This window comes from Gracilibacillus sp. JCM 18860, assembly GCF_055395245.1.
Window position 1 is genome coordinate 3,279,746 of sequence record NZ_AP043868.1, and the last position, 21,438, is coordinate 3,301,183.

The 21,438-nt window shown below is 32.0% G+C and carries 19 protein-coding genes; all 19 read left to right on the forward strand.

Annotation, left to right across the window (positions count from 1 at the left end; translation table 11 throughout):
- Positions 1 to 17: 17 nt before the first annotated feature.
- The 19 genes from ACZ5R4_RS16520 to ACZ5R4_RS16610 all read left to right on the forward strand — a co-directional run bounded on the left by ACZ5R4_RS16520 (position 18) and on the right by ACZ5R4_RS16610 (position 21,436).
- Positions 18 to 962 carry a sugar phosphate isomerase/epimerase family protein gene (locus tag ACZ5R4_RS16520; protein ID WP_464367636.1) on the forward strand — a complete coding sequence of 315 codons (945 nt, stop codon included), beginning with the start codon at positions 18 to 20 and terminating at the stop codon, positions 960 to 962.
- A 280-nt stretch (positions 963 to 1,242) separates the two neighbouring features.
- Complete coding sequence (locus tag ACZ5R4_RS16525; RefSeq protein ID WP_109985260.1) at positions 1,243 to 2,007, forward strand: YveK family protein; 765 nt, start codon at positions 1,243 to 1,245, stop codon at positions 2,005 to 2,007.
- The gene (locus ACZ5R4_RS16530; RefSeq protein ID WP_054787672.1) at positions 1,982 to 2,677 is read left to right on the forward strand and encodes a CpsD/CapB family tyrosine-protein kinase; all 696 of its coding nucleotides are present in this window, start codon (positions 1,982 to 1,984) and stop codon (positions 2,675 to 2,677) included. Before ACZ5R4_RS16525 ends, ACZ5R4_RS16530 begins: the two co-directional genes overlap by 26 nt.
- 740 nt (positions 2,678 to 3,417) lie before the next feature.
- Positions 3,418 to 4,185, forward strand: a complete 768-nt coding sequence (locus ACZ5R4_RS16535; protein ID WP_464368506.1) for a tyrosine-protein phosphatase — start codon at positions 3,418 to 3,420, stop codon at positions 4,183 to 4,185.
- Between the two features lie 75 nt (positions 4,186 to 4,260).
- On the forward strand, positions 4,261 to 5,142 hold the full coding sequence (gene galU / locus ACZ5R4_RS16540; protein WP_054860226.1) for a UTP--glucose-1-phosphate uridylyltransferase GalU: 882 nt from the start codon (positions 4,261 to 4,263) through the stop codon (positions 5,140 to 5,142).
- A gap of 19 nt (positions 5,143 to 5,161) precedes the next feature.
- Entirely contained in the window at positions 5,162 to 6,985 is a 1,824-nt protein-coding gene (locus ACZ5R4_RS16545; RefSeq protein WP_464367637.1) for a polysaccharide biosynthesis protein, read from the forward strand.
- A 26-nt stretch (positions 6,986 to 7,011) separates the two neighbouring features.
- Entirely contained in the window at positions 7,012 to 8,121 is a 1,110-nt protein-coding gene (locus ACZ5R4_RS16550; RefSeq protein ID WP_464367638.1) for a DegT/DnrJ/EryC1/StrS family aminotransferase, read from the forward strand.
- 6 nt (positions 8,122 to 8,127) lie between these two features.
- Positions 8,128 to 8,772: a sugar transferase gene (locus ACZ5R4_RS16555; protein ID WP_464367639.1), complete on the forward strand. Its 645-nt coding sequence runs from the start codon at positions 8,128 to 8,130 to the stop codon at positions 8,770 to 8,772.
- Positions 8,765 to 9,400, forward strand: a complete 636-nt coding sequence (locus ACZ5R4_RS16560) for a NeuD/PglB/VioB family sugar acetyltransferase (RefSeq protein ID WP_054860230.1) — start codon at positions 8,765 to 8,767, stop codon at positions 9,398 to 9,400. Before ACZ5R4_RS16555 ends, ACZ5R4_RS16560 begins: the two co-directional genes overlap by 8 nt.
- A 12-nt stretch (positions 9,401 to 9,412) precedes the next feature.
- Entirely contained in the window at positions 9,413 to 10,579 is a 1,167-nt protein-coding gene (locus tag ACZ5R4_RS16565) for a glycosyltransferase family 2 protein (protein WP_464367640.1), read from the forward strand.
- A 20-nt stretch (positions 10,580 to 10,599) separates the two neighbouring features.
- A complete protein-coding gene (locus tag ACZ5R4_RS16570) occupies positions 10,600 to 11,916 on the forward strand; it encodes a nucleotide sugar dehydrogenase (protein WP_054860231.1) in 1,317 nt (438 codons plus the stop codon).
- 16 nt (positions 11,917 to 11,932) lie between these two features.
- Positions 11,933 to 13,042: a glycosyltransferase family 4 protein gene (locus tag ACZ5R4_RS16575; protein ID WP_464367641.1), complete on the forward strand. Its 1,110-nt coding sequence runs from the start codon at positions 11,933 to 11,935 to the stop codon at positions 13,040 to 13,042.
- Between the two features lie 20 nt (positions 13,043 to 13,062).
- Entirely contained in the window at positions 13,063 to 14,268 is a 1,206-nt protein-coding gene (locus tag ACZ5R4_RS16580; protein ID WP_054860234.1) for a glycosyltransferase, read from the forward strand.
- A gap of 153 nt (positions 14,269 to 14,421) precedes the next feature.
- Positions 14,422 to 15,723: a hypothetical protein gene (locus tag ACZ5R4_RS16585; RefSeq protein ID WP_464367642.1), complete on the forward strand. Its 1,302-nt coding sequence runs from the start codon at positions 14,422 to 14,424 to the stop codon at positions 15,721 to 15,723.
- 43 nt (positions 15,724 to 15,766) lie between these two features.
- Positions 15,767 to 16,942, forward strand: coding sequence for a glycosyltransferase (locus ACZ5R4_RS16590; protein ID WP_464367643.1), 1,176 nt, complete (start codon positions 15,767 to 15,769; stop codon positions 16,940 to 16,942).
- A gap of 115 nt (positions 16,943 to 17,057) precedes the next feature.
- A complete protein-coding gene (locus ACZ5R4_RS16595; protein WP_464367644.1) occupies positions 17,058 to 18,077 on the forward strand; it encodes a glycosyltransferase family 2 protein in 1,020 nt (339 codons plus the stop codon).
- Positions 18,078 to 18,129: 52 nt separating this feature from the next.
- Positions 18,130 to 19,584, forward strand: a complete 1,455-nt coding sequence (locus ACZ5R4_RS16600) for a lipopolysaccharide biosynthesis protein (protein WP_464367645.1) — start codon at positions 18,130 to 18,132, stop codon at positions 19,582 to 19,584.
- Positions 19,585 to 19,607: 23 nt separating this feature from the next.
- Positions 19,608 to 20,303, forward strand: a complete 696-nt coding sequence (locus ACZ5R4_RS16605) for a sulfotransferase (protein WP_347835069.1) — start codon at positions 19,608 to 19,610, stop codon at positions 20,301 to 20,303.
- On the forward strand, positions 20,303 to 21,436 hold the full coding sequence (locus ACZ5R4_RS16610) for a DegT/DnrJ/EryC1/StrS family aminotransferase (protein ID WP_464367646.1): 1,134 nt from the start codon (positions 20,303 to 20,305) through the stop codon (positions 21,434 to 21,436). Before ACZ5R4_RS16605 ends, ACZ5R4_RS16610 begins: the two co-directional genes overlap by 1 nt.
- Positions 21,437 to 21,438 lie beyond the last annotated feature (2 nt).

The window sequence follows — 21,438 nt, forward strand, 5'->3', positions numbered from 1 at the left end:
TAAAAGGAGTGGATAAAGTGAAGATACAAAACTATGAGAAAATCAATCATGAAATCAAAAGCAAATTCGAGGAGCTTAAAGAGAAACATCCAAATCGACTAAAGAAAAAATTAAATGTATCATGGAGCAATTGGGGATTTGGTTTAGAGGATCTAGAAGATTCACTCACACGACTAAAGCAAGCAGGAGTTAATTATATCGAACTACATGGGAATCATTACGGGGATGACTTAGGATATAATATAGAAGAAACACAAAAACTATTGAAAAAATATGATATCAAAGTCTCCGGTGTTTGTGGAATGTTCTCCGCAGAAAATGATTTATCTAGTAATTCGCACATTAGTAGGCAAGCAGCAATAGATTATATAAGAAGAGAAGTAGAATTCACTTCTAAAATCGGTGGGCATTATTTATTAGTAGTTCCTGGTGCAGTAGGTCGTCCAAATAAATATGATGATGCTGAATTTTACCGTAGTGTACAAACCCTAAAGCTACTTGCCCCTCTTTTTAAAAAGCATCATGTTAAAGCAGCGATTGAACCAATCCGGTCTGCAGAAGTCAGCTTTATTCATACTTTTGAAGATGCTAAAAGATTTATTCGTGCAGTAGGCCATGAAGGTGTCATGCATATCAATGGAGATCTTTATCATATGCAAAGTGAAGAAGCACATATTAGTCAAGCGATTTTGGATGCGAGAAATCAATTAATAAATTTGCATTTAGCGGATAGTAACAGAAGGGCATTGGGAGAAGGCTTCCTAGATATCGATACAGTGATCATGGCTTTATACTTAATTGGCTTCAATCAAGATGGGAAATTTGTTACTCCAGAGCCTCTTGGACCAGGAGGAGATCCTTATCCCGCTATGAATTCCATCCCTAATAAAGATGAACTCAATAAATTAGTAACGCAAACCATTGATTATTTTAGAGAAAGAGAAGCGGAATTATTGAAGTGACACCCCTTTTAAGAGATTAAGCTCTTTCCCTTTCAATAGAAGGGAAAGGGTTTTTTGTTTTAGATGTCAATAGATGTTAAACTAAAATATCGGAATCTATAATTTCGAATATTAAAACTTTACTTCGGAAGCTATTACTAGACTATGATCTTATTCGACAAAATATGACATAAAAAATTCCCAAATTTTTATGTCAAATTCTACAAGATTATGATATAATTCGCTTTATGGTGTGTCTACATCTTAATGAAAAGGACATGAATTTGGAGGTTTATACGTAATGGAGGAAACAATTTCGCTTAAGGAAATATTTAGCGTCTTAAAGAAGAGGTTAATGCTTATTGTATTGTTAGTGGTAGGAGCCATCTTAGTTAGTGCCATCGTAAGTTATTTTATCATCACGCCAACCTATCAAGCCAGTACGCAATTTATCGTTAATCAAGATACAAATGAAAATAATGCAGTAGATATTAATCAAATACGTTCCAATGTCGAGATTATTAATACATATAACGACATTATTAGTAGTAAAAGAATATTAGATCAAGTAGTAGAAGAATTAGATTTAACTATTTCTGCCGGTGCATTAGGTGAGAAAATCAGTATATCAAGCGCAGAGAGTTCACAAGTGGTAACATTATCCGCAACAGATGCTGATCCTGAGGTTGCAGCAGAAATCGCCAATACAACCGTACAAATATTTCAAACAGATCTTCCAGAATTGATGAATGTCAATAATGTTAACGTATTAACGGAAGCGACCGTAGCGGCTGATCCAAGCCCCGTAAGTCCAAAGCCATTGCTAAATATTGCAATAGCAGTAGTTTTAGCACTTATGGTTGGTGTTGGATTAGCATTCTTGCTTGAATATTTAGACAATACGATCAAAACAGAAGAAGATGTCGAGAATAAATTGGAGTTACCTATATTAGGGGTCATCTCCCATGTTACAGAAGATGATATTAAAGTCACAACCGTACCGCGTTCTAGTAATGTAAGAAGAGAAAGGGGGGCTATAAGTGGTCAGAGGAAGAAAACCGTTTAAGCAAACCAATATCCGTCATCTTATTACAAAGATTAATCCACGTTCACCTATTTCAGAGCAATATAAAACGGTAAGAACGAATTTACAATTTTCTGCTGTGGATGGAGATTTAAACAGTATGCTGATCACATCATCTGCCCCTTCAGAAGGGAAATCCTCTGTTACAGCGAACCTTGCTGTTGTTTTCGCACAGCAAGGGAAAAAGGTATTATTAATTGATGCGGATATGCGTAAACCAACCTTACATTATACGTTTAGACTGGATAATCGAAAAGGTCTTAGTAGTGTACTGGTAGGTGGCACCACATTTGAAGAATCCATTACGAAAAGTGATATACAAGGATTAGATTTACTACCTTGTGGTCCAGTGCCACCTAATCCGTCTGAACTACTCGGATCAAAATCAATGGAAAGATTACTATCTGAAGCTTCTTTACAATATGATTTAGTCATTTTCGACACCCCACCAGTATTAGCGGTAACGGACGCACAAATATTAGCTAATATTTGTGACGGAGTCGTCATGGTCGTAAGAAGTAAACAAACTGAATATGAATCCGCCCAAAAAGCGAAAGCCCTTCTAGAGGTTGGAAAAGCCAAATTACTAGGCGTCGTCTTAAACGACAAAGTAATGAAAAAGGGAAGCTACTATTATTATGGTGCGAATTAAGAGACTTGAGCCTATCAAGTCTTTTTTTATTCACCTGATGATTCTACTCGCAATCAACCAAACCGAGCACACAAAAAAAAGACCTCACCTCACAAAAGAGCGAATCGAACACACAATCAAATATACTGAGCTCACAAAGAAAAAGATCACCCCACAAACCAAAGAGCTGAATCAACAAAAGCAAAGAAGGCAGCTCGACTTAGAAATATTGAACCCACCACCACTACTAAACAAAAAATACGCCTAACAACCTGATCACACGCAAACAATGATTACCCTATCCACGGAATGTTTCGACCATTTATTACATATGATTTGCAAAATAGATTGATTCTGGTATTCTTTATTAAGAACAATAAATGATAGAAAGGAGATAATATGTAAGGGACAATCAGCAGAAAACTTTGAAATAAAGATAAATTTAATAGGAAGAAATAAAGAACAAAATATAAAAACGAGTCATTTACAGAGTCATATATAAGTCACGAGGTAGGAAATAGGAATTACTAATGTTATAAAATTGTAATATAATTAGTGTGTTTCTAATAGGCACAAAGTACAGTGTTTATCTGAGTAAAGCATGTAAATACAACCGTTGAGTAGTATTCGACAGTAGCTATCAAAAATAAGTAGGAAATGCTATTTTTTTTTGTGGTAATTACTGCTATACTTTAAAAAGTGAATGGGTGATAAGTATTCTAATAGAATGCTTGATTAAATAGGAAAGGACGATGAATAACATGATTGATATTCATTGTCATATCCTGCCAGGTGTCGATGATGGTGCAAAGCATATGACGGAAAGCATGGAAATGGCGAAATCTGCTGTTTCTCAAGGAATTACCACGATTATTGCGACACCACATCATTTAAATGGCAGTTATGATAATTATAAGATTGATATAATTGAGGCTGTGAAGCAATTAAATGAACAATTACAAGCAGAAGATATTCCTCTTACTATACTACCCGGACAAGAAACACGAATAAATGGAGATATGTTAGCTGATTTAGAAGATGGTCACCTACTACCACTAAACGAAACAAGTGGTTATTTATTCGTGGAACTACCTTCCAACCATGTTCCACGCTATACGAACCAACTAATGTTTGATCTTCAAGTGCAAGGGGTCAAACCAATTATTGTGCACCCAGAACGCAATAAAGAATTAATGGAAAATCCCAATATTTTGTATGAGCTCGTCCGTGATGGGACATTAACCCAAATAACAGCAGCAAGTGTTGCAGGGAAATTTGGTAAGAAGATTAAGAAGTTTAGCCTGCAATTAATTGAATCCAATTTAACACACTTTATTGCATCAGACGCTCACAATGTCACAACAAGAGGCTTTGCGATGCAGGAGGCACACTCCGTGATAAAAAGTGCATACGGAACTTCGCTATTATACTGGTTTATGGAGAATTCTCAGCTTCTAGCTGAAGGAGAATTAGTAGTAGGAGAAAGCCCAGTGAGAATTAAGAAAAAGAAAATCTTAGGCTTATTTTAGTCTTAAAGGGCTAACAAGCTTAATATACTGTTTAATGTGTGAAAATTTTGAAAATGAATTACTGGAGGATTAACCATGAAAAAAGTTAGAAAAGCGATCATACCTGCAGCAGGATTAGGCACACGATTTCTGCCAGCAACCAAGGCAATGCCAAAGGAGATGCTGCCTATTGTGGATAAGCCAACAATCCAATACATTGTAGAAGAAGCAATCGATTCTGGGATTGAGGATATCATCATCGTGACAGGTAAAGGGAAACGGGCAATAGAAGATCACTTTGATAACAATTTCGAGCTAGAGGATAATCTTTTAAAAAAAGGAAAACTAGAATTATTAGAAAAAGCAAAACAGCCAGCAAAAGTGGATATTCATTACATAAGACAAAAAGAACCATTAGGCTTAGGTCATGCTGTATGGTGTGCTCGTAAGTTTATAGGAGATGAGCCATTTGCGGTGCTACTTGGTGATGATATTGTGCAAGCAGAAACGCCATGCTTGAAGCAATTGATCACACAATATGAACAAACAGGTGGATCGATTATTGGTGTACAACAAGTAGCGGATCATGAAACGCACCGTTATGGGATTGTTGACCCTCGCGAAAAAGCAGATGATAGAAATTATTCGGTCAATCGTTTTGTGGAAAAACCAGCACAAGGAACGGCACCTTCTAATCTAGCTATTATGGGTCGATATGTCCTGTCACCAAAAATATTTAAATACTTAGATCAACAAGAACTAGGTGCAGGTGGAGAAATCCAATTAACAGATGCCATTCAACAGTTAAATGAAACACAAAGCGTTTTTGCTTATGATTTTGTAGGCAAGCGTTACGATGTCGGAGAAAAATTCGGTTTTGTGAAAACAACCTTAGAATTTGCTCTGCAAAATGAAGAAATTGGTGACGAGGTTAGAAACTTGTTAGAAGAACTTGTAGAGCAAGTGAAAGTAAATTAATGAAGAGAGGAAGACCCAAATGGGTTATAAACTTAGAATCGCATTATTAGCAATATTAGATTCTGTCATTGTCAGTACAGCCATCTTTATTGCGGCATGGATCGTTTATCCATCAACAGAATTTGGAAGTCTTCATGCACTATGGATAAGTTCGATTGCGCTACTTGCCTTTCATCATCTATTTGCAGCCATTTATAAGCTATACAATAAGGTCTGGTCCTATGCAAGTGTGGGAGAATTAATGGCAATTGTAAAAGCTATTACCTTCTCTATTCTTGCGGCAGGAGTTGTTCAATACCTAGCCAATGATTTTAATCTATATCGACGAGCACTTATTGTTACATGGCTCTTACATATAATTCTCATTGGTGGATCAAGATTTATCTGGAGAATTTTCCGTGATCGGTATATCGTCGAGAAGAAAAATAAGAAACGCACCTTAATCGTAGGCGCGGGCTCCGCTGGTGCCATGATTGCACGACAATTAAAAAATGAACAACACCATACAGACTTGTGTCCAGTAGCATTTGTTGATGATGATTTAAATAAGCATAAAATGCAATTATACGATATTCCAGTTGTAGGAAATTCAAAGGATATTCAACAAATTGCAAAAGATTTGGAGATCGAACACATTGTTATCGCGATACCATCATTAACAAATGGCGCATTGACAGAAATTATTGCGAAATGTAATGCGACCAATGCAAAAGTACAGATGGTACCAAAGATAGAGGATATTGTTTCAGGGAAAATCTCTGTGAGTAACCTCAAAAACGTGGATGTCGAGGATGTACTTGGTCGTGATCCGGTCGAGCTTGATATTAACTCAATCTCAGAATATGTCACAAGCAATACCGTAATGGTAACAGGTGCAGGTGGCTCCATTGGTTCAGAGATCTGTCGACAGCTAATGCAATTTACACCTGAACGTATTCTATTAGTAGGTCATGGTGAGTTTAGTATCTACTCGATAGATATGGAGTTGCGTCAAAAATACGGAGAGAAAAATATTGAAATACTCCCAATTATCGCTGATGTACAAGATCGCAAAAGGATATTTGAAATTGTAGAGCAGTATAAGCCTGAAATTATCTATCATGCGGCTGCGCACAAGCATGTACCGTTAATGGAATATAACCCTCATGAAGCTGTGAAAAATAATGTAATCGGAACAAAAAATGTAGCGGATGCGGCTGATACTTATGGCATTCATACTTTCGTTTTAATTTCTACTGATAAAGCCGTGAACCCTACAAATGTGATGGGTGCGACAAAGCGCATCGCAGAGATGATTGTGCAAGATTTGGCAAAACATAGTAAGACGAAGTTTGTAGCTGTTCGCTTTGGAAATGTATTAGGAAGCCGTGGAAGTGTTATTCCATTATTTAAGAAGCAAATTGAACAAGGCGGTCCAGTAACCGTTACGCATCCTGATATGACAAGATATTTTATGACAATACCTGAAGCTTCAAGACTTGTTATTCAAGCTGGTACAGTAGCTCGTGGTGGAGAAATTTTTGTGTTAGATATGGGGGAACCAGTAAAAATAGTAGATTTAGCTAAGAATCTAATTAAACTATCAGGCTATAGTGAAGAGGAGATACCGATTAAGTTTTCTGGTATTAGACCTGGTGAGAAAATGTATGAGGAATTGCTTGGGGAGAATGAGGTACATCCTGAGGCGATTTATGAAAAAATATATATTGGAAAAACAGTTCAAGTAGATCAACATTGTTTGATGCAATTGATAGAGCAGTTTAACTCGAAGTCTAAAGAGCAACTGAAAGATCAGTTAATGAACATTGTATATGCAGAAAAAAAGATGCAAAAAAGTATCTAGGTCTAACAGAGGGGAAGTTTATTTTGATGTCACAACGAATATTTTTATCTTCACCTCATATGAGTGATGAAGGATATGAGAGACAATATGTAAAAGAAGCCTTTGATACCAATTGGTTAGCGCCTTTAGGAGAAAATGTTAACAAATTTGAAGAAGAGATTACTCGTAAGGTCGGTGTAAAGGCAGCTGCAGCTCTTAACTCTGGTACAAGTGCCATTCATCTAGCATTAAAGGCGGCTGGAGTTGAAAAAGGAGATATAGTCTTTTGCTCAACTTTAACTTTCTCAGCAACAGCAAATCCAATTGTGTATGAAGGAGCCATTCCTGTTTTCATTGATAGTGATGAAAAATCGTGGAATATGGATCCGAAAGCACTTGAAGAAGCATTTGAAAAATATCCAGATGTAAAAGCAGTTATCGTTGTACATTTATACGGTTTGTCAGCAGATATGGACAAAATAATGGCTATATGTAAACGACATAATGTAGCAGTAATTGAAGATGCTGCAGAAAGTCTAGGTGGCTACTATAGAGGAACAGCTACTGGAACAATAGGGGACTATGGAGTTTACTCATTTAATGGTAACAAAATCATCACTTCATCTGGTGGAGGAATGCTAGTATCTAATAATGAGGATAAAATCGCAAAAGCTAGATTTTGGGCAACTCAATCTCGTGATCAAGCACGACATTATCAACATAGTGAATTAGGTTATAACTATAGAATGAGTAATGTAGTTGCTGGGATAGGCCGAGGCCAATTAAAAGTACTAGAAGAAAGAGTCCAGAAGAAAAAATATATATTTGAATATTATAAGAAAGAACTAGGTAACTTGGAAGGTGTTCAATTTATGCCAATCAATGAATGGGATTCACCGAACTATTGGTTAAGTTGCCTCACTTTGCATGGCCAAGTTTCTCCGACTGAACTTATGGATGAATTAGAACATGCAAATATTGAATCAAGACCTATTTGGAAACCAATGCATAAGCAACCATTTTTTGAAGAATATGATTTCGTTGGTGATGGAGTTTCGGAAAAACTGTTTGAAACAGGTGTATGTTTGCCTAGTGATACGAAAATGAATGATAATGAATTGGAAAGGGTTGTAGAAATAATAAGGAGGTTATGGTAATAAGTTATGGATACTTTAAATGATGGTTTATATAGAAGATTTATAAAGAGATTCTTAGATTTTCTTCTTTCATTATTAACCCTTATTATACTAAGTCCTGTCTTTATAATTATTGCCTTTCTTGTAAGGACTAAACTAGGAAGTCCTATTTTATTTAAACAACAAAGGCCAGGTTTAAACAATCAAATCTTTACCATGTATAAATTCAGAACTATGACTGATGAAAAAGATGATAAAGGGAAATTGCTCCCGGATAATATAAGGTTAACTAAATTCGGTAAATTTCTTAGATCAACATCACTTGATGAATTACCTGAACTAATAAACATTTTAAAAGGAGACATGTCCTTGATTGGACCTAGGCCCCTTTTGGTTGAATACTTGCCCCTTTATAATGAATTTCAAAGACGTCGTCATGAAGTAAGGCCGGGATTATCTGGTTGGGCTCAAGTTAATGGAAGAAACAGTATTAACTGGGAAGATAAATTCAATTTTGATGTTGAATATGTGAATAAAGTAAGTTTTGCTTTAGATTGTAAGATTATTCTTCTAACAATTAAAAAAGTCTTTGCTAGAGAAGGGATTCATTCTGATAACTCCGTAACAGTTGAACCATTTAGAGGGTCGAATAGGAAAGTTTACAATGAATAAAGAAAAACTTATTATCATTGGAGCCAGTGGACATGGTAAGGTAGTAGCTGAAATTGCAATGAAAATGAATAAATGGAAAACAATTTTATTTCTTGATGATGATAAAACAATAAAGTCCTCTTTAGGTATAGATGTTATTGGTACCACAAAAGATGCTTTTTCCTATATCGATGAATATGATATCTTTGTTGCAATTGGTAGTAACACAATCAGGGAAAGAGTATTTCTAAAACTAGAGAATAAAGGTGCAAATTTTCCAGTATTAATTGATCCAACTGCCATTATTAGCGATAGAGTGAAAATTGAAAAAGGGTCGGTAGTTATGAGCGGAGCAATTATTAATTGTTGTACGAAAATTGGTAAAGGTGCAATAATTAATACTGGTTGTACTGTAGATCATGATAACGTGATAGAAGACTTCGTCCATATATCACCTGGAGTTCATACGGCTGGCACCGTTGAAATTGGAAGAAGGACCTGGTTAGGAATAGGAAGCATAGTGAACAACAATTTGAATATTACGGGTAATTGTAATATTGGTTCAGGAGCAGTTGTGGTAAAAGATATAAAAGAACCTGGCACATACGTCGGAATCCCTGCCAGAAAATTAATTAATAATGAAAAATAGGAGTAAAATCATATGGAACTATTGTATAAGATTTTATTTTTTATAAGTGGTTTTATAATTATCTGGGCGATGATTGGATATCCTTTTTCTATTGTATTTATAGGTAAATTCTATAAAAATCGCAGTTTAAAAAAAGATTATAATCACAAGCCAACCGTCACAGTTATGGTTGTTGCACATAACGAAGAAAAGGTAATATATGAAAAACTTAATAATATTAAAGAGTTAAATTATCCAAAGGAAAACATTGAATTCTTAATAGCTTCAGACAATAGTACTGATAGAACTAATGAAATAGTAGAACAATTTATAAGAGAACATGAAGATTTAAATATAAGACTTTATAGAGTGAATCAGCGAAAAGGAAAAACAAATGCTCAGAATGAAGCACATAAACTAGTTACGACAGAGTACCTCGTAATGACAGATGCTAACTCTATCATGCATAAAAATTCTGTAAAAGAGCTTATGGCAGCTTTTACATCGGAAGATATTGCTTATGTATCCGGTAGATTATCGATAGTAAATAAAGACACAAGCGATGTAAGTGGTGCGGAGGGAAGTTATTGGGATAGTGACCTTGCCATTCGTGAGATCGAAGGAAGGATTCAAACAATCACAGCTGGTAATGGAGCACTTTATGCCTGTAGAACTGAAGATTATCATGATTTTGATCCAGTACTTTGTCACGACAGTGCTATGCCCCCTTTATACGCTCTTCAAGGTAAGAGAGCTATTGCTAACCATGATGCGATCGCATATGAGAAAGCAGGAGAAGTTATTGAAGATGAATTTGGTCGTAAGGTAAGAATGAATCGTATTATACTTAAGTATATCTTGCCCGACTTGAGGATCTTAAATATATTTAAGTACAAATGGTTCTCATATTTCTATTTTGGTCATCGAACGTGTAGATACTTATTATGGGTTTCACATTTATTATTGTTGTTAACTAGTCTACTACTAATATATGAATCATGGTTTTATCTTATGATGTTTGTAGGACAAGTTTTATTTTACTTATTAGCCTTGTTAAAGGCAGTCACTAAATCAGAGAATAAGTTATTAACTTTAATATATTATTATAGCGTAACAATTCTAGCACAGTGGTTTGGAGTAATTAAAATTGTCTCAGGAAGAGCTAAACCTTTTTGGGAAAAAGCTGAAAGTACAAGATAACTGTTATGGGGGATAGAAAAATGTTATATGAAGAACTAGTCAGTAATAAAACAAAATTATCAGTAATTGGACTAGGGTATGTTGGGATGCCTTTAGCAGTAGCTTTTGCAAAAAAAATTGATGTAATTGGTTTTGATATAAATGAAAACAAGGTGGACTTATATAAGTCAGGTATTGATCCTACAAACGAAGTAGGAGATGAAGAGATTAAAAATACAACTGTTGAATTCACTTCCGATGAGAGAAAATTGAAAGAAGCAAAAATTCATGTGGTTGCAGTGCCAACGCCGATTAATTTAGATAAGACACCTAATTTAGATCCTGTAGTTGGTGCAAGTGAAGTAATTGGTAGAAATCTAACTACAGGAAGTACAGTGGTTTATGAATCAACTGTATATCCAGGTGTAACTGAAGATATCTGTATTCCTATACTTGAAAAACAGTCAGGGTTGAAATGTGGGAAAGATTTCAAGGTAGGATATTCACCTGAACGTATTAATCCAAGTGATAAAGTGAATACACTTGAAAAAATAACAAAAATAGTCTCCTCTATCGACAATGATAGTCTAGAAGAACTAACAAAGATATACGAATTAATAATCGAAGCAGGGGTATTCAAAGCTAGTTCAATCAAAGTTGCGGAGGCAGCTAAAGTAGTAGAAAATAGCCAAAGGGATATCAATATCGCTTTTATGAATGAATTAGCCATGGTATTTGATAGAATGAACATTGATACAAAGGATGTTATCGATGCAATGAGTACTAAATGGAATGCTCTTGGTTTTACACCTGGTTTGGTAGGTGGTCATTGTATTGGAGTAGATCCATATTATTTTATATACGAGGCTGAAAGGCTTGGGTATCATAGCCAAATCATTTTGTCAGGTAGGAAAATAAATGATGGAATGGGCAAATTTATTGCTGATGCTATTATCAAAAAATTAATCGAAGCAAATAAAATTATAAAACAATCGAGAATAGTAATATTTGGATTGACTTTTAAAGAAAACACTCCAGATACTAGAAACTCTAAAGTAATTGATATTATAGATGCGCTAAAGGAATATGGCGTTGATTGCTTGATTGTAGATCCAGTTGCTAACAATGAGGAAGTAAAAAGTGAATATAATTTAGAATTAGTTGAATTAGATGATATTAAAGAAGTCGATTGCATGGTATTTGCCGTTGGACATGAAGCATTCAAATCATTAGATCTAGACAAAATAAATACACTATACAATGATATGCCAAATAACGAGAAAATATTGATTGATGTTAAAAGTCAATTTGATAACGAGAAGGTAAAAGAAAAAGGTTTCTTATATTGGCGACTATAAAAAAGTGGTGAAAACTATGAAGATTTTACATATAAACTCATATTTTAGTACAGGTAAATTTTATAAGAATCTTTATGATAAGCAAATTGGACATAATCTTGATATAGACGTTTTTGTACCTGTGCCTAAATCCTTCCGTAATGATGATAGAGACTTTGGAGAGTATTCAGTAGTAAGTAAATGTTACAACTCCTTTGATAGATATAGTTACTTCTTGAAGCAATATAAGATATTAAAGGAAATCCAAACTAAATTTGATATATATTCTTACGATATTATACATGCACACTCACTGTTTACAAATGGGTTTATTGCTTATAAATTAAACCAAAAATTTAATATACCTTACATAGTAGCAATTAGAAATACTGATGTTAATTGGTTTTTTAAGAAATTGTATCATTTAAGAGGAATTGGACTGAAAATCTTAAAAAATGCTAAAAGAGTTATTTTTTTATCTGAACCATATAAAAAGTTAGTAATCAATGAATATGTGCCAGATAAAATAAAGGGAACCTTAGAATTTAAATCACATGTGATTCCAAATGGTATCGATGATTTTTGGTTTAAAAATAAATTTAGAAATAGAAAGCAGTTAAAACCTAAAAAAATCAACCTTTTGTATGTTGGGGATATAAATGAGAATAAAAATCTATTAATCACAATCAAAGCGATTAAGTTATTGATCAAGGAAGGGTGTTATATAAAGTTTACAATAGTTGGTAAAGTTAAAGATAATAAAATATTTAATAAAATTGTTAAAGAGACAATAGTAAATTATATTAAGCCAGTTGAAAAAGAAGAATTAATCAATATCTATAGAGAACATGATATTTTTGTAATGCCATCTATACATGAAACATTTGGGCTAGTGTATGTAGAAGCTATGAGTCAAGGACTACCGATCATATATACTAAAAATCAAGGGTTTGATGGTCAATTTACTAACGGTGTAGTTGGCTATAGTGTGGATTGTTTTAATGAGAAGGAAATCGCAGATAGGATATTGATGATTTCACATAACTATAATAACATATCTGATAATTGTACAAGAAAATCTAATTTATTTGATTGGAATAAATTAACACAGGATTACAATAATATTTATCATAATTTAGAGTATTAAAGGAGAAAGTAGTGTGAACTATGAAAGTCTTATTAATAACCACTTTATATCCTGCTTTTCCAACGCAATCCCGACAACAAATGTCATATGCTTTACATGACTTTGCTAAAAATTGGGTATCCATGGAAAATGAAGTTCAAGTAATAAAAATAATGCCAACATACCCAACCTTGTTTAATTTGTTTATGAAAAGTAAAATTGCTGACCAGCTTAATCATAGTAAGTCTTTTACAATAGACAAGGTCAATGTTACCAGAGTTCCAGTAAGAAAATATCCAAAGTTAAACTATCAAAGTAAGGATATTATTCATTCAGTTAAACATATCACATCTATACTTTCTCATAATAAACCAGACGTAATTGTTTGTCACATGATGAATCCATCTTTATATATAGCAAGTCTTATAAAAAAACAATTCAAAATTCCTTTAGTCTTTTCGCTACATCAAACAGACATCAATCACTTACAGAATAGTCAACATAAGCGTTACAAGTTTAATAATATTTTACATAATATTGATAAGATAGGATTTAGAAGTGATATGCTGAAGGAAGCGTATATTAAATTAGGTTACTGTGAAAAGGATACTTTTTTAGTTTATTCAGGAATTAATAAAGAAAATATTATTAGTGGTGAAAAAGTTAAAGAGAAAATAAATAGAAGATCTAGAGTGATTTTCATAGCCGCATCAATGAGGAAAAGAAAAAATATTGATATATTAATTAGGGCATTTGCTCATCTCAAAAGTTTTCCTAATACTGTACTAAAAATAGCAGGGGATGGCCCAGAGAAGAAGAAACTAATAAAGTTAGTACGAGATCTAGATATATGGAATAATGTAGAGTTTTTAGGATATTTAGAGCATTACGAAGTGTTACACCACATGGAACAGGCGGATGTTTTTGCAATGGTTAGCTCTTCAGAAACTCTTGGATTAGTTTATTTAGAAGCTATGGCCAAAGGTTGTATTACAATAGGTTCAAAAGGAGAAGGGATTGATGGTATTATATTAGATGGAATAAATGGTTATTTGTGCAAACCAAGAGATATTAATGATTTACGGTTAAAACTCATTAAAGCTTTAAATGGAGAATTTAAAGCAGATATAGTAAATAATGCTGTTAAAACTACAAAACAAATGACACAATACTACTTGTCTGAAAAATACTTAGAGGAGTTAAAAAAATTACATATAATTTATGAAAGAAATAAAGCAGATAGCTGATAACAAAGCAATATTTTTTTCGTAAAAGCTATAAGTTAAAAAGATACACTAGTTTAGTATCAGAATTTAATATTTTTTTCAATAAAAATATTAAATAATATTACGATAATGAATACAAAAAAGATAAATACTAAATAAGAAAGTTGATTAAAAATGCATACTATCAATCAAAGGTTTCCAACAAAAATTGATGTTTCACTGATTTTTTTTATATTATTCTATATATTTACACTTAGGGGAGTGTCTAGTGAACAAAATCTTGTATTTGCTCTGACATTAATGTGGGTTTTTTTAATTTTTGTCACTGATTTTAAAATTATTCAAACAATCATAACAAATAAATTAATAATATGTTTAGGTATGTATTTATTTTATACATTTATAGTGTCTCTCATTACAGAAGGATTGATTACTAGTATAGGATATTCTTTAGGTCAATTATCTTTGTTTATAGGTATCATAATGTTTCTATACTATAGGCAGAAATACTCATTTGAAACATTTAAAAAATTAGTTTATGTTTTATTAGCTATATGGATATATTATTGTTGGAAAGCAATAATTTTTTATAATAAAAATGAATTTGCAGCAAGAGATATAATTTCCCATCAAGGTGAACAATATGGAAATGTGGCAATAGGTGAAGGGTATGGGTTAGCCTTCGGTTCTGCGTTGTTAGGTGTTAGTATAAGTTATTTATTATTTCAATCCATTTCTAAACCAAAAAAAATTATAATTATTTTTATTGTGCTTACTAGTATATTTTTGTGTTTCCAAACTGGTTCCACTATAACACTAATAGCATTGTTAATTGGTTTAGTAATTAATATATTTATTTTCTTTGTGAGAACGTTAGTAAATAAAGGTCGAAGTAAGTATTTACTTATAAGTATAATGAGTGGAATTAGTTTAATAATTTTCTCTATTATATTGTCAACAAATAGAATTGGTAATTATTTAATAGATATTTCCGGTAATTTTAATAAACTATATCAGAGTAGATTGATTTTGCTAGGAAATATGTTAACGGGAGAAGGTTCAGGTGGTACATTAACTGCAAGAATAAATCTTTATATGCAATCTATAAGTACTTTTTTAGATAATTTTTGGATAGGTACTATAGAAATTAGTGGCTTAATGACAAATTACTTAATAGGTGGACATTCAGAATTATTTGATTCGTTCGCTAAATTAGGTATTATTGGAGCAAGTATTTATATTAGTATATTTGTAATTAACTTATTTATGTATAGACCAATAAAAAATATATTTATGTATACAGGCTATATTATAACCTTTTTCATTTTATTAACATTTAATCCATTCCATTATCCACAGAGTAACTTTGTTTATTTTTTTATTTGCTCAAGTTTGTTTCATATAAGTAAAAACAGAGTACACTCTAATCAAATAAATGATAATAACTTAAAGGAGTTTCAAAGAAAGAATTCTTAGCGTATATTGATAGCTAATTATTTGTTAAGTGAGTTGATTTAATTTGAAAATTTTTTTTATTACCACTTTAGATGTTAGAAAGCCAGGCGGATTATATAATGCAACATTTGAGAGAATAAAAAGACATTCCAACTATTATTCAACGGAAATAATTAACCAGAATACTTATCCAAGTGTTTCAATTAAGACTGTATTAAGAATGATAGGAAAAAAATTTGAACATGATAAAAAACTTAATGAAGAAATTATATTGGATGGACTCAGAGTTAGAAACTCAAACATTAGGTTATCAATGATTTATTACTTAAAACGATTGATAAAAAAAACATCAATTGAAAATGTTGCAGCGAACTACTACAAAAAATTCAGTAACGAATTGAATGAATCAGATATTATACATGCTCATTGGGGTTTCCCACATGGGTATATTGCATATTTATTAAGTGAAAAATACAATATTCCTTACTTCATTACATTTCATGGGACTGATATAAATAAATTACAAGGAATTGACCAAAATAAACTATTAATTGCTATGGAGAATGCAAAAAAGTGTTTTTTTGTAAGTAACTCACTGTTAAAAATTGCTATCAAAAAGGGATACTCTGGACGTAATGCAATTGTTACATATAATGGTGTAGATAGATCAAAATTTAATCTAAAAACTACTAATGAAAAGTCTAAAGTTATTGCTTATGTTGGTGCATTAAAGAACATTAAAGGTGCAGATCTACTTCCAAAAATTTTTGGTGAGATAAACAAATTAGATTCTTCGATTAACTTTAAAATAATTGGAGATGGTCCTTTAAAAAGCGAAATACTAGAAGAATTGAAAAAAAATAATTTACTAAGTAGAGTCGAATTTGCAGGAAATGTAAAACCAGATATGGTGCCAAGATGTCTAGAGGAGGTCAGTGTCTTAGTTGTACCAAGTAGAATGGAAGGTTTAGGCATGGTAATTTTAGAAGCCAACGCAATGGGAATACCTGCTGTAGGAAGTGATGTTGGTGGTATACCAGAAGCTGTTGGAGTGAGTGATAATGTTTTTTCTATAAATAATAATTTTCCAACGAAAGTTGCAAAAAGAGTTATAGAGCTAATTAATGATCCTAATTATAACCTCAATGCAATTAAGTTAAGTAATAGAATTTCAATGAACTTTACATGGGAAGAAATTTGTAAATTAGAAAGAAAAGCTTACGAAGCAGCTAAATTATAACTAAAATTCAACTCTTTAATATGACTTTAGTTTAAATAGATATTCTGAAAAACCATACTCCTAATATTCAAATAAATACATACTTTGCAAAAAGATTATGAAAAGAGGTCTTAATATGGCTAATTTATCATCAGAAAATAAAATTATGGAGACATGGAATAAAGATTTACCGAAAGTGAGTATAAGTTACATTGCTTACAATCATGAAAACTATGTTGATGATGCAATCACTAGCTTTTTAAAACAAAAAACAGATTTTCCATTTGAAATTCTAATTCATGATGATGCTTCTACAGATGATACACAAAAAAGAATTAAGTACTATGAGGAAAAATATCCAAAAATTATTAAACCAATCTATCAAAAACAAAATCAATATCATAAGAATACAAGAATGCATTATAAATTTAATCATCTAAGAGCAACAGGAAAATATGTAGCTATGTGCGACGGTGACGATTATTGGATTGATGAATATAAATTACAAAAACAATACGATTATATGGAAAAAAATCCAGATTGCAGTTTTGTATTTCATTCAGCCAAAATTTATGATGATGCTAATAAAAAATTTGATGGAGAGATTTGTTATTCTGCGTTTGATAAGTTGATATCAAATGAACATCTGTTTTACGGGGCAGGAAGGACAAATCCAAGCAGTTCTATTTTTTATCGAAAAGAATTTTTAGATAATCCACCGAATTGGTTTTTCAAAGCTCCTTTTGGCGATACACCAACTGCATTAATACTGCAAACAAAGGGTTATATTTATTTTATGGCGAAACATATGTCAGTCTATAGAGTAAATGTTTCCGTCTCATGGAATAATACTATTCAAAACAATAAAATCAAGGCAATAGCTTCTCAAAAAAAAATGATTATTATTTTACAAGAGTTTAATAATTATACTAACTTTAGATACGATTCAGATATAAATAAATATTGTGCAAAAATAAAATTTCAAATTTTAAAATTGCAAAAGGATTTTAACAAAATGGACATATTTAAAAATTATATATTAAGAAATTACTTTAGAACTCTTCCTATTAAAAAAAAGATATTCTTCTTGCTACAACATTTAACACCAGCAGGATATAATCTTCTTAAAAAATCAAAGAGAAAATTTATATCATAATTAAAATAGAAACTTTTTACCATCATTAGACTTTATTAGGGGATTTAGTATTATGGAAAAGAATAAAATCAAATCAAATTCTGCTATTATAGGGTTATTCTGGAGTTTTACTGAACTTGTATCTAAACAAGGTATAAGTATCTTGATCCAAATAGTATTGGCTAGATTATTATTACCTGAACATTTTGGTTTGATTGGAATGATCACAATATTTGTAGCTATTTCAACTTCACTAGTACAAAGCGGTTTAGATCAGGCATTAATTCGAGAAAAGGAAGTTGGACAGCAGGATTATTCTACTGTTTTTTACTTTAATCTAGTGGTTGCTGTATTCATTTATTTAATTATTTTTTTTACAGCACCAATTATTGCTTTATTCTATGGAGAGTCAGAATTAGTATTAATTCTGCGTGTTTTAATGTTAGTTATTATTATTAATTCAATGTCAGTTATACAACGTGTAATACTGGTTCGAAATATAGATTTTAAGGCACAGACTAAAATTACGGTAATTTCAAATATTACTTCAGGAATAATTGCCGTTTTATTAGCGTTTTTAGGTGCAGGAGTCTGGAGTTTAGTTTCTCAGCAGTTAGTCGCTCAAACGTTGACCATGTTATTATTATTACTAACAAATAGATGGATACCCTCTTTTACTTTTAACACCATTTTATTTAAGCGATACTTTAACTTTGGATATAAACTACTTTTGGCTAGTTTGATCAATGTAATTCAGAAGAATATATATCACGTAGTAATTGGTAAAGTATTTCCTACAACGCAGTTGGGTTATTATACAAATGCTGCTAAATTACGTGAGATTTCTGCACAGTCTCTTTCACAAGCATTGCAACGAGTAACTTATCCAGTATTAAGTAGAAATAAGGATAATATTAGTCAACTATCCAAGCAATATGAAAGATTAATAAGAAGTACTGGATTTATACATTTTCCGCTAATTACATTACTTGCTGTTACATCTCCGATATTCATTCCATTATTATTGGGGGAAAGATGGGAGCCAGTAGTACCTTTTTTTCAATTATTATGTATTATTGGCGCATTATATCCGATCCAATCTCTAAATTTAAATGTACTAAATGTTATAGGACGGACGGATATTTTTTTAATACTGTCTTTAATAAAAGTTTCAATCCATTTTAGTTTATTAGGTATAGGTATATATAATGATTTCAGTATTGAAGGTCTAATAGTTATAGCCATTGTTAATTCATATATAGCATTACTTATTCACTGTTATGTTACAAGTAGATATATAAATTATACATTCATACGACAACTCTTCCACTTGGGGAAATTACTGTTATCTGTAGTAATCTTATACATTATTGTAAATACACTTAGCGGTTATCTAGTGTTCAACCCTTTTATAAATCTAGCCATACAAATTATTAGTGGTTTATTAGTTTATATATTATTAAGTATTATAATGAATAACTGGGAACTTAAATCTGCCATAAGTTTGATCAATTCTAGAAAGAACTAAAATATATTGTAAGGAATGATTGGATGTCAAAAATATTTTGTATTGGACGAAATAAAACTGGAACAACTTCTCTAGAGAAAGCCTTCAAGGATCTTAATTATAAAGTAGGCAACCAACGAGATGCAGAAAAATTGCTCATAAACTATATTGAACATGATTTTGAATCAATTGTTAACTACTGTAATACAGCAGAAGTATTCCAAGATGTCCCATTTAGCTGGCCAGATACATATAAACATATAGACAAAGCTTTTCCAGGTAGCAAATTTATACTAACAGAAAGGGATAGTAGCGAACAATGGTATAACTCCATTACTAAATTTCATTCAAAAAAGTTTGCTGATGGTAAGAGAATACCTACTAAAAAAGATCTAATTAATGCTACATATATATTTAAAGGGCAACCCTGGCTTGTACATAAACATATTTATGGTATTACAGACGAAAATACTTATGATAAAGAGATTATGATTCGTAATTATGAAAAACATAACGCTGAAGTAAAAGAATATTTTAAAGATAGACCAGATGACTTGCTAGTAATTAACATAAGCCAGAAGGATGCATTCAAAAAGTTTTGTGAATTTCTTAAAATTGAATCACCTCCCTACAACGATTTCCCATGGGAGAATAAGACATCTGATATTGGAGCTAATAAGAATAGTAAAATTATTAAGCTAAAGAGAAAACTTAAGAGATTGAAGGAGAAAATCCAGTGATGAAGAGTTTTAATAGCCCTATTATGGTTACACGTCCACTGTTACCTGATTTAGATTCCATTAATAATCAACTAGAAGATGTCTGGGAAAATAAATGGGTCACGAATAATGGACCTAAAAATAAAGAATTAATGGAAGAACTAAAAAATTACTTATCTGTTAAAAATATCTCTCTATTTAATAATGGGACTTTAGCATTAATATTAGGTATAAAGGCTTTAGGTTTAGAAGGGGAAGTTATTACAACCCCATTCACATTTCCTGCAACGGTAGAAGCATTAGATTGGAACGGTTTAACACCTGTTTTTTGCGATATTGATGAAAGTACTTTAAATATAGATACAAAAAAAATTGAGTCATTAATCACTGATCGGACAAGTGCGATACTTGGGGTCCATGTTTTTGGTAATCCATGTAATGTTAATGAAATCCAACAGATTGCTGATAAATATAATTTGAAGGTTATCTATGATGGTGCTCATGTATTTGGTACTAAACTTAATGGAATCCCTATAGGAGAATATGGTGATATGACAATGTTTAGTTTCCATGCGACCAAACTGTTTAATACGATTGAGGGGGGAGCGTTAGTATTTAGAGATGAAAGTCTAAATAAGAGATTGAATCTTTTAAAAAACTTTGGAATTGATAATCCGGAAACTGTAGAGTTATCTGGATTAAATGCTAAATTAAATGATGTACAAGCTGCAATGGGCTTAGAGGTTTTAAAAGTTGTACCTGAAGAAAAATACAGACGAAATCAGATTAAACAATTGTATGAAACTCACTTAGAAAAAATTTCAGGTATTCGAATAATTACTATACATAAAGAAGAAGAGAGCAGTTACCAATACTTTGTGATAGAAATTGATGACAAAAAGTTTGGTATGAGTCGTGATTCACTACATGAAAGATTAAAAGAATTTAACGTGTTTACGAGAAAGTATTTTTATCCATTATGTAGTGATTTTAAATGGTATAAAAAATTGCCAACTGCACAGAAGGAAAATCTTCCTACCGCTTATCAAAAGGTAGAACAGGTACTTGCAATGCCATTTTATGGAGAGTTATCTGATCAAGAAGTGATACAAATATGTGATATTATAAAAAATTTGAGTAAAGGAAGTAGGTGAAC

Excerpts from the sequence above, each read along its gene's own strand:
- ACZ5R4_RS16525 (WP_109985260.1), top strand. The coding sequence starts at position 1,243 with ATGGAGGAAACAATTTCGCTTAAGGAAATATTTAGCGTCTTAAAGAAG.
- ACZ5R4_RS16535 (WP_464368506.1), top strand. The coding sequence starts at position 3,418 with ATGATTGATATTCATTGTCATATCCTGCCAGGTGTCGATGATGGTGCA.
- galU (WP_054860226.1), top strand. The coding sequence starts at position 4,261 with ATGAAAAAAGTTAGAAAAGCGATCATACCTGCAGCAGGATTAGGCACA.
- ACZ5R4_RS16545 (WP_464367637.1), top strand. The coding sequence starts at position 5,162 with ATGGGTTATAAACTTAGAATCGCATTATTAGCAATATTAGATTCTGTC.
- ACZ5R4_RS16550 (WP_464367638.1), top strand. The coding sequence starts at position 7,012 with ATGTCACAACGAATATTTTTATCTTCACCTCATATGAGTGATGAAGGA.
- ACZ5R4_RS16555 (WP_464367639.1), top strand. The coding sequence starts at position 8,128 with ATGGATACTTTAAATGATGGTTTATATAGAAGATTTATAAAGAGATTC.
- ACZ5R4_RS16560 (WP_054860230.1), top strand. The coding sequence starts at position 8,765 with ATGAATAAAGAAAAACTTATTATCATTGGAGCCAGTGGACATGGTAAG.
- ACZ5R4_RS16565 (WP_464367640.1), top strand. The coding sequence starts at position 9,413 with ATGGAACTATTGTATAAGATTTTATTTTTTATAAGTGGTTTTATAATT.
- ACZ5R4_RS16570 (WP_054860231.1), top strand. The coding sequence starts at position 10,600 with ATGTTATATGAAGAACTAGTCAGTAATAAAACAAAATTATCAGTAATT.
- ACZ5R4_RS16575 (WP_464367641.1), top strand. The coding sequence starts at position 11,933 with ATGAAGATTTTACATATAAACTCATATTTTAGTACAGGTAAATTTTAT.
- ACZ5R4_RS16580 (WP_054860234.1), top strand. The coding sequence starts at position 13,063 with ATGAAAGTCTTATTAATAACCACTTTATATCCTGCTTTTCCAACGCAA.
- ACZ5R4_RS16585 (WP_464367642.1), top strand. The coding sequence starts at position 14,422 with ATGCATACTATCAATCAAAGGTTTCCAACAAAAATTGATGTTTCACTG.
- ACZ5R4_RS16595 (WP_464367644.1), top strand. The coding sequence starts at position 17,058 with ATGGCTAATTTATCATCAGAAAATAAAATTATGGAGACATGGAATAAA.
- ACZ5R4_RS16600 (WP_464367645.1), top strand. The coding sequence starts at position 18,130 with ATGGAAAAGAATAAAATCAAATCAAATTCTGCTATTATAGGGTTATTC.
- ACZ5R4_RS16605 (WP_347835069.1), top strand. The coding sequence starts at position 19,608 with ATGTCAAAAATATTTTGTATTGGACGAAATAAAACTGGAACAACTTCT.
- ACZ5R4_RS16610 (WP_464367646.1), top strand. The coding sequence starts at position 20,303 with ATGAAGAGTTTTAATAGCCCTATTATGGTTACACGTCCACTGTTACCT.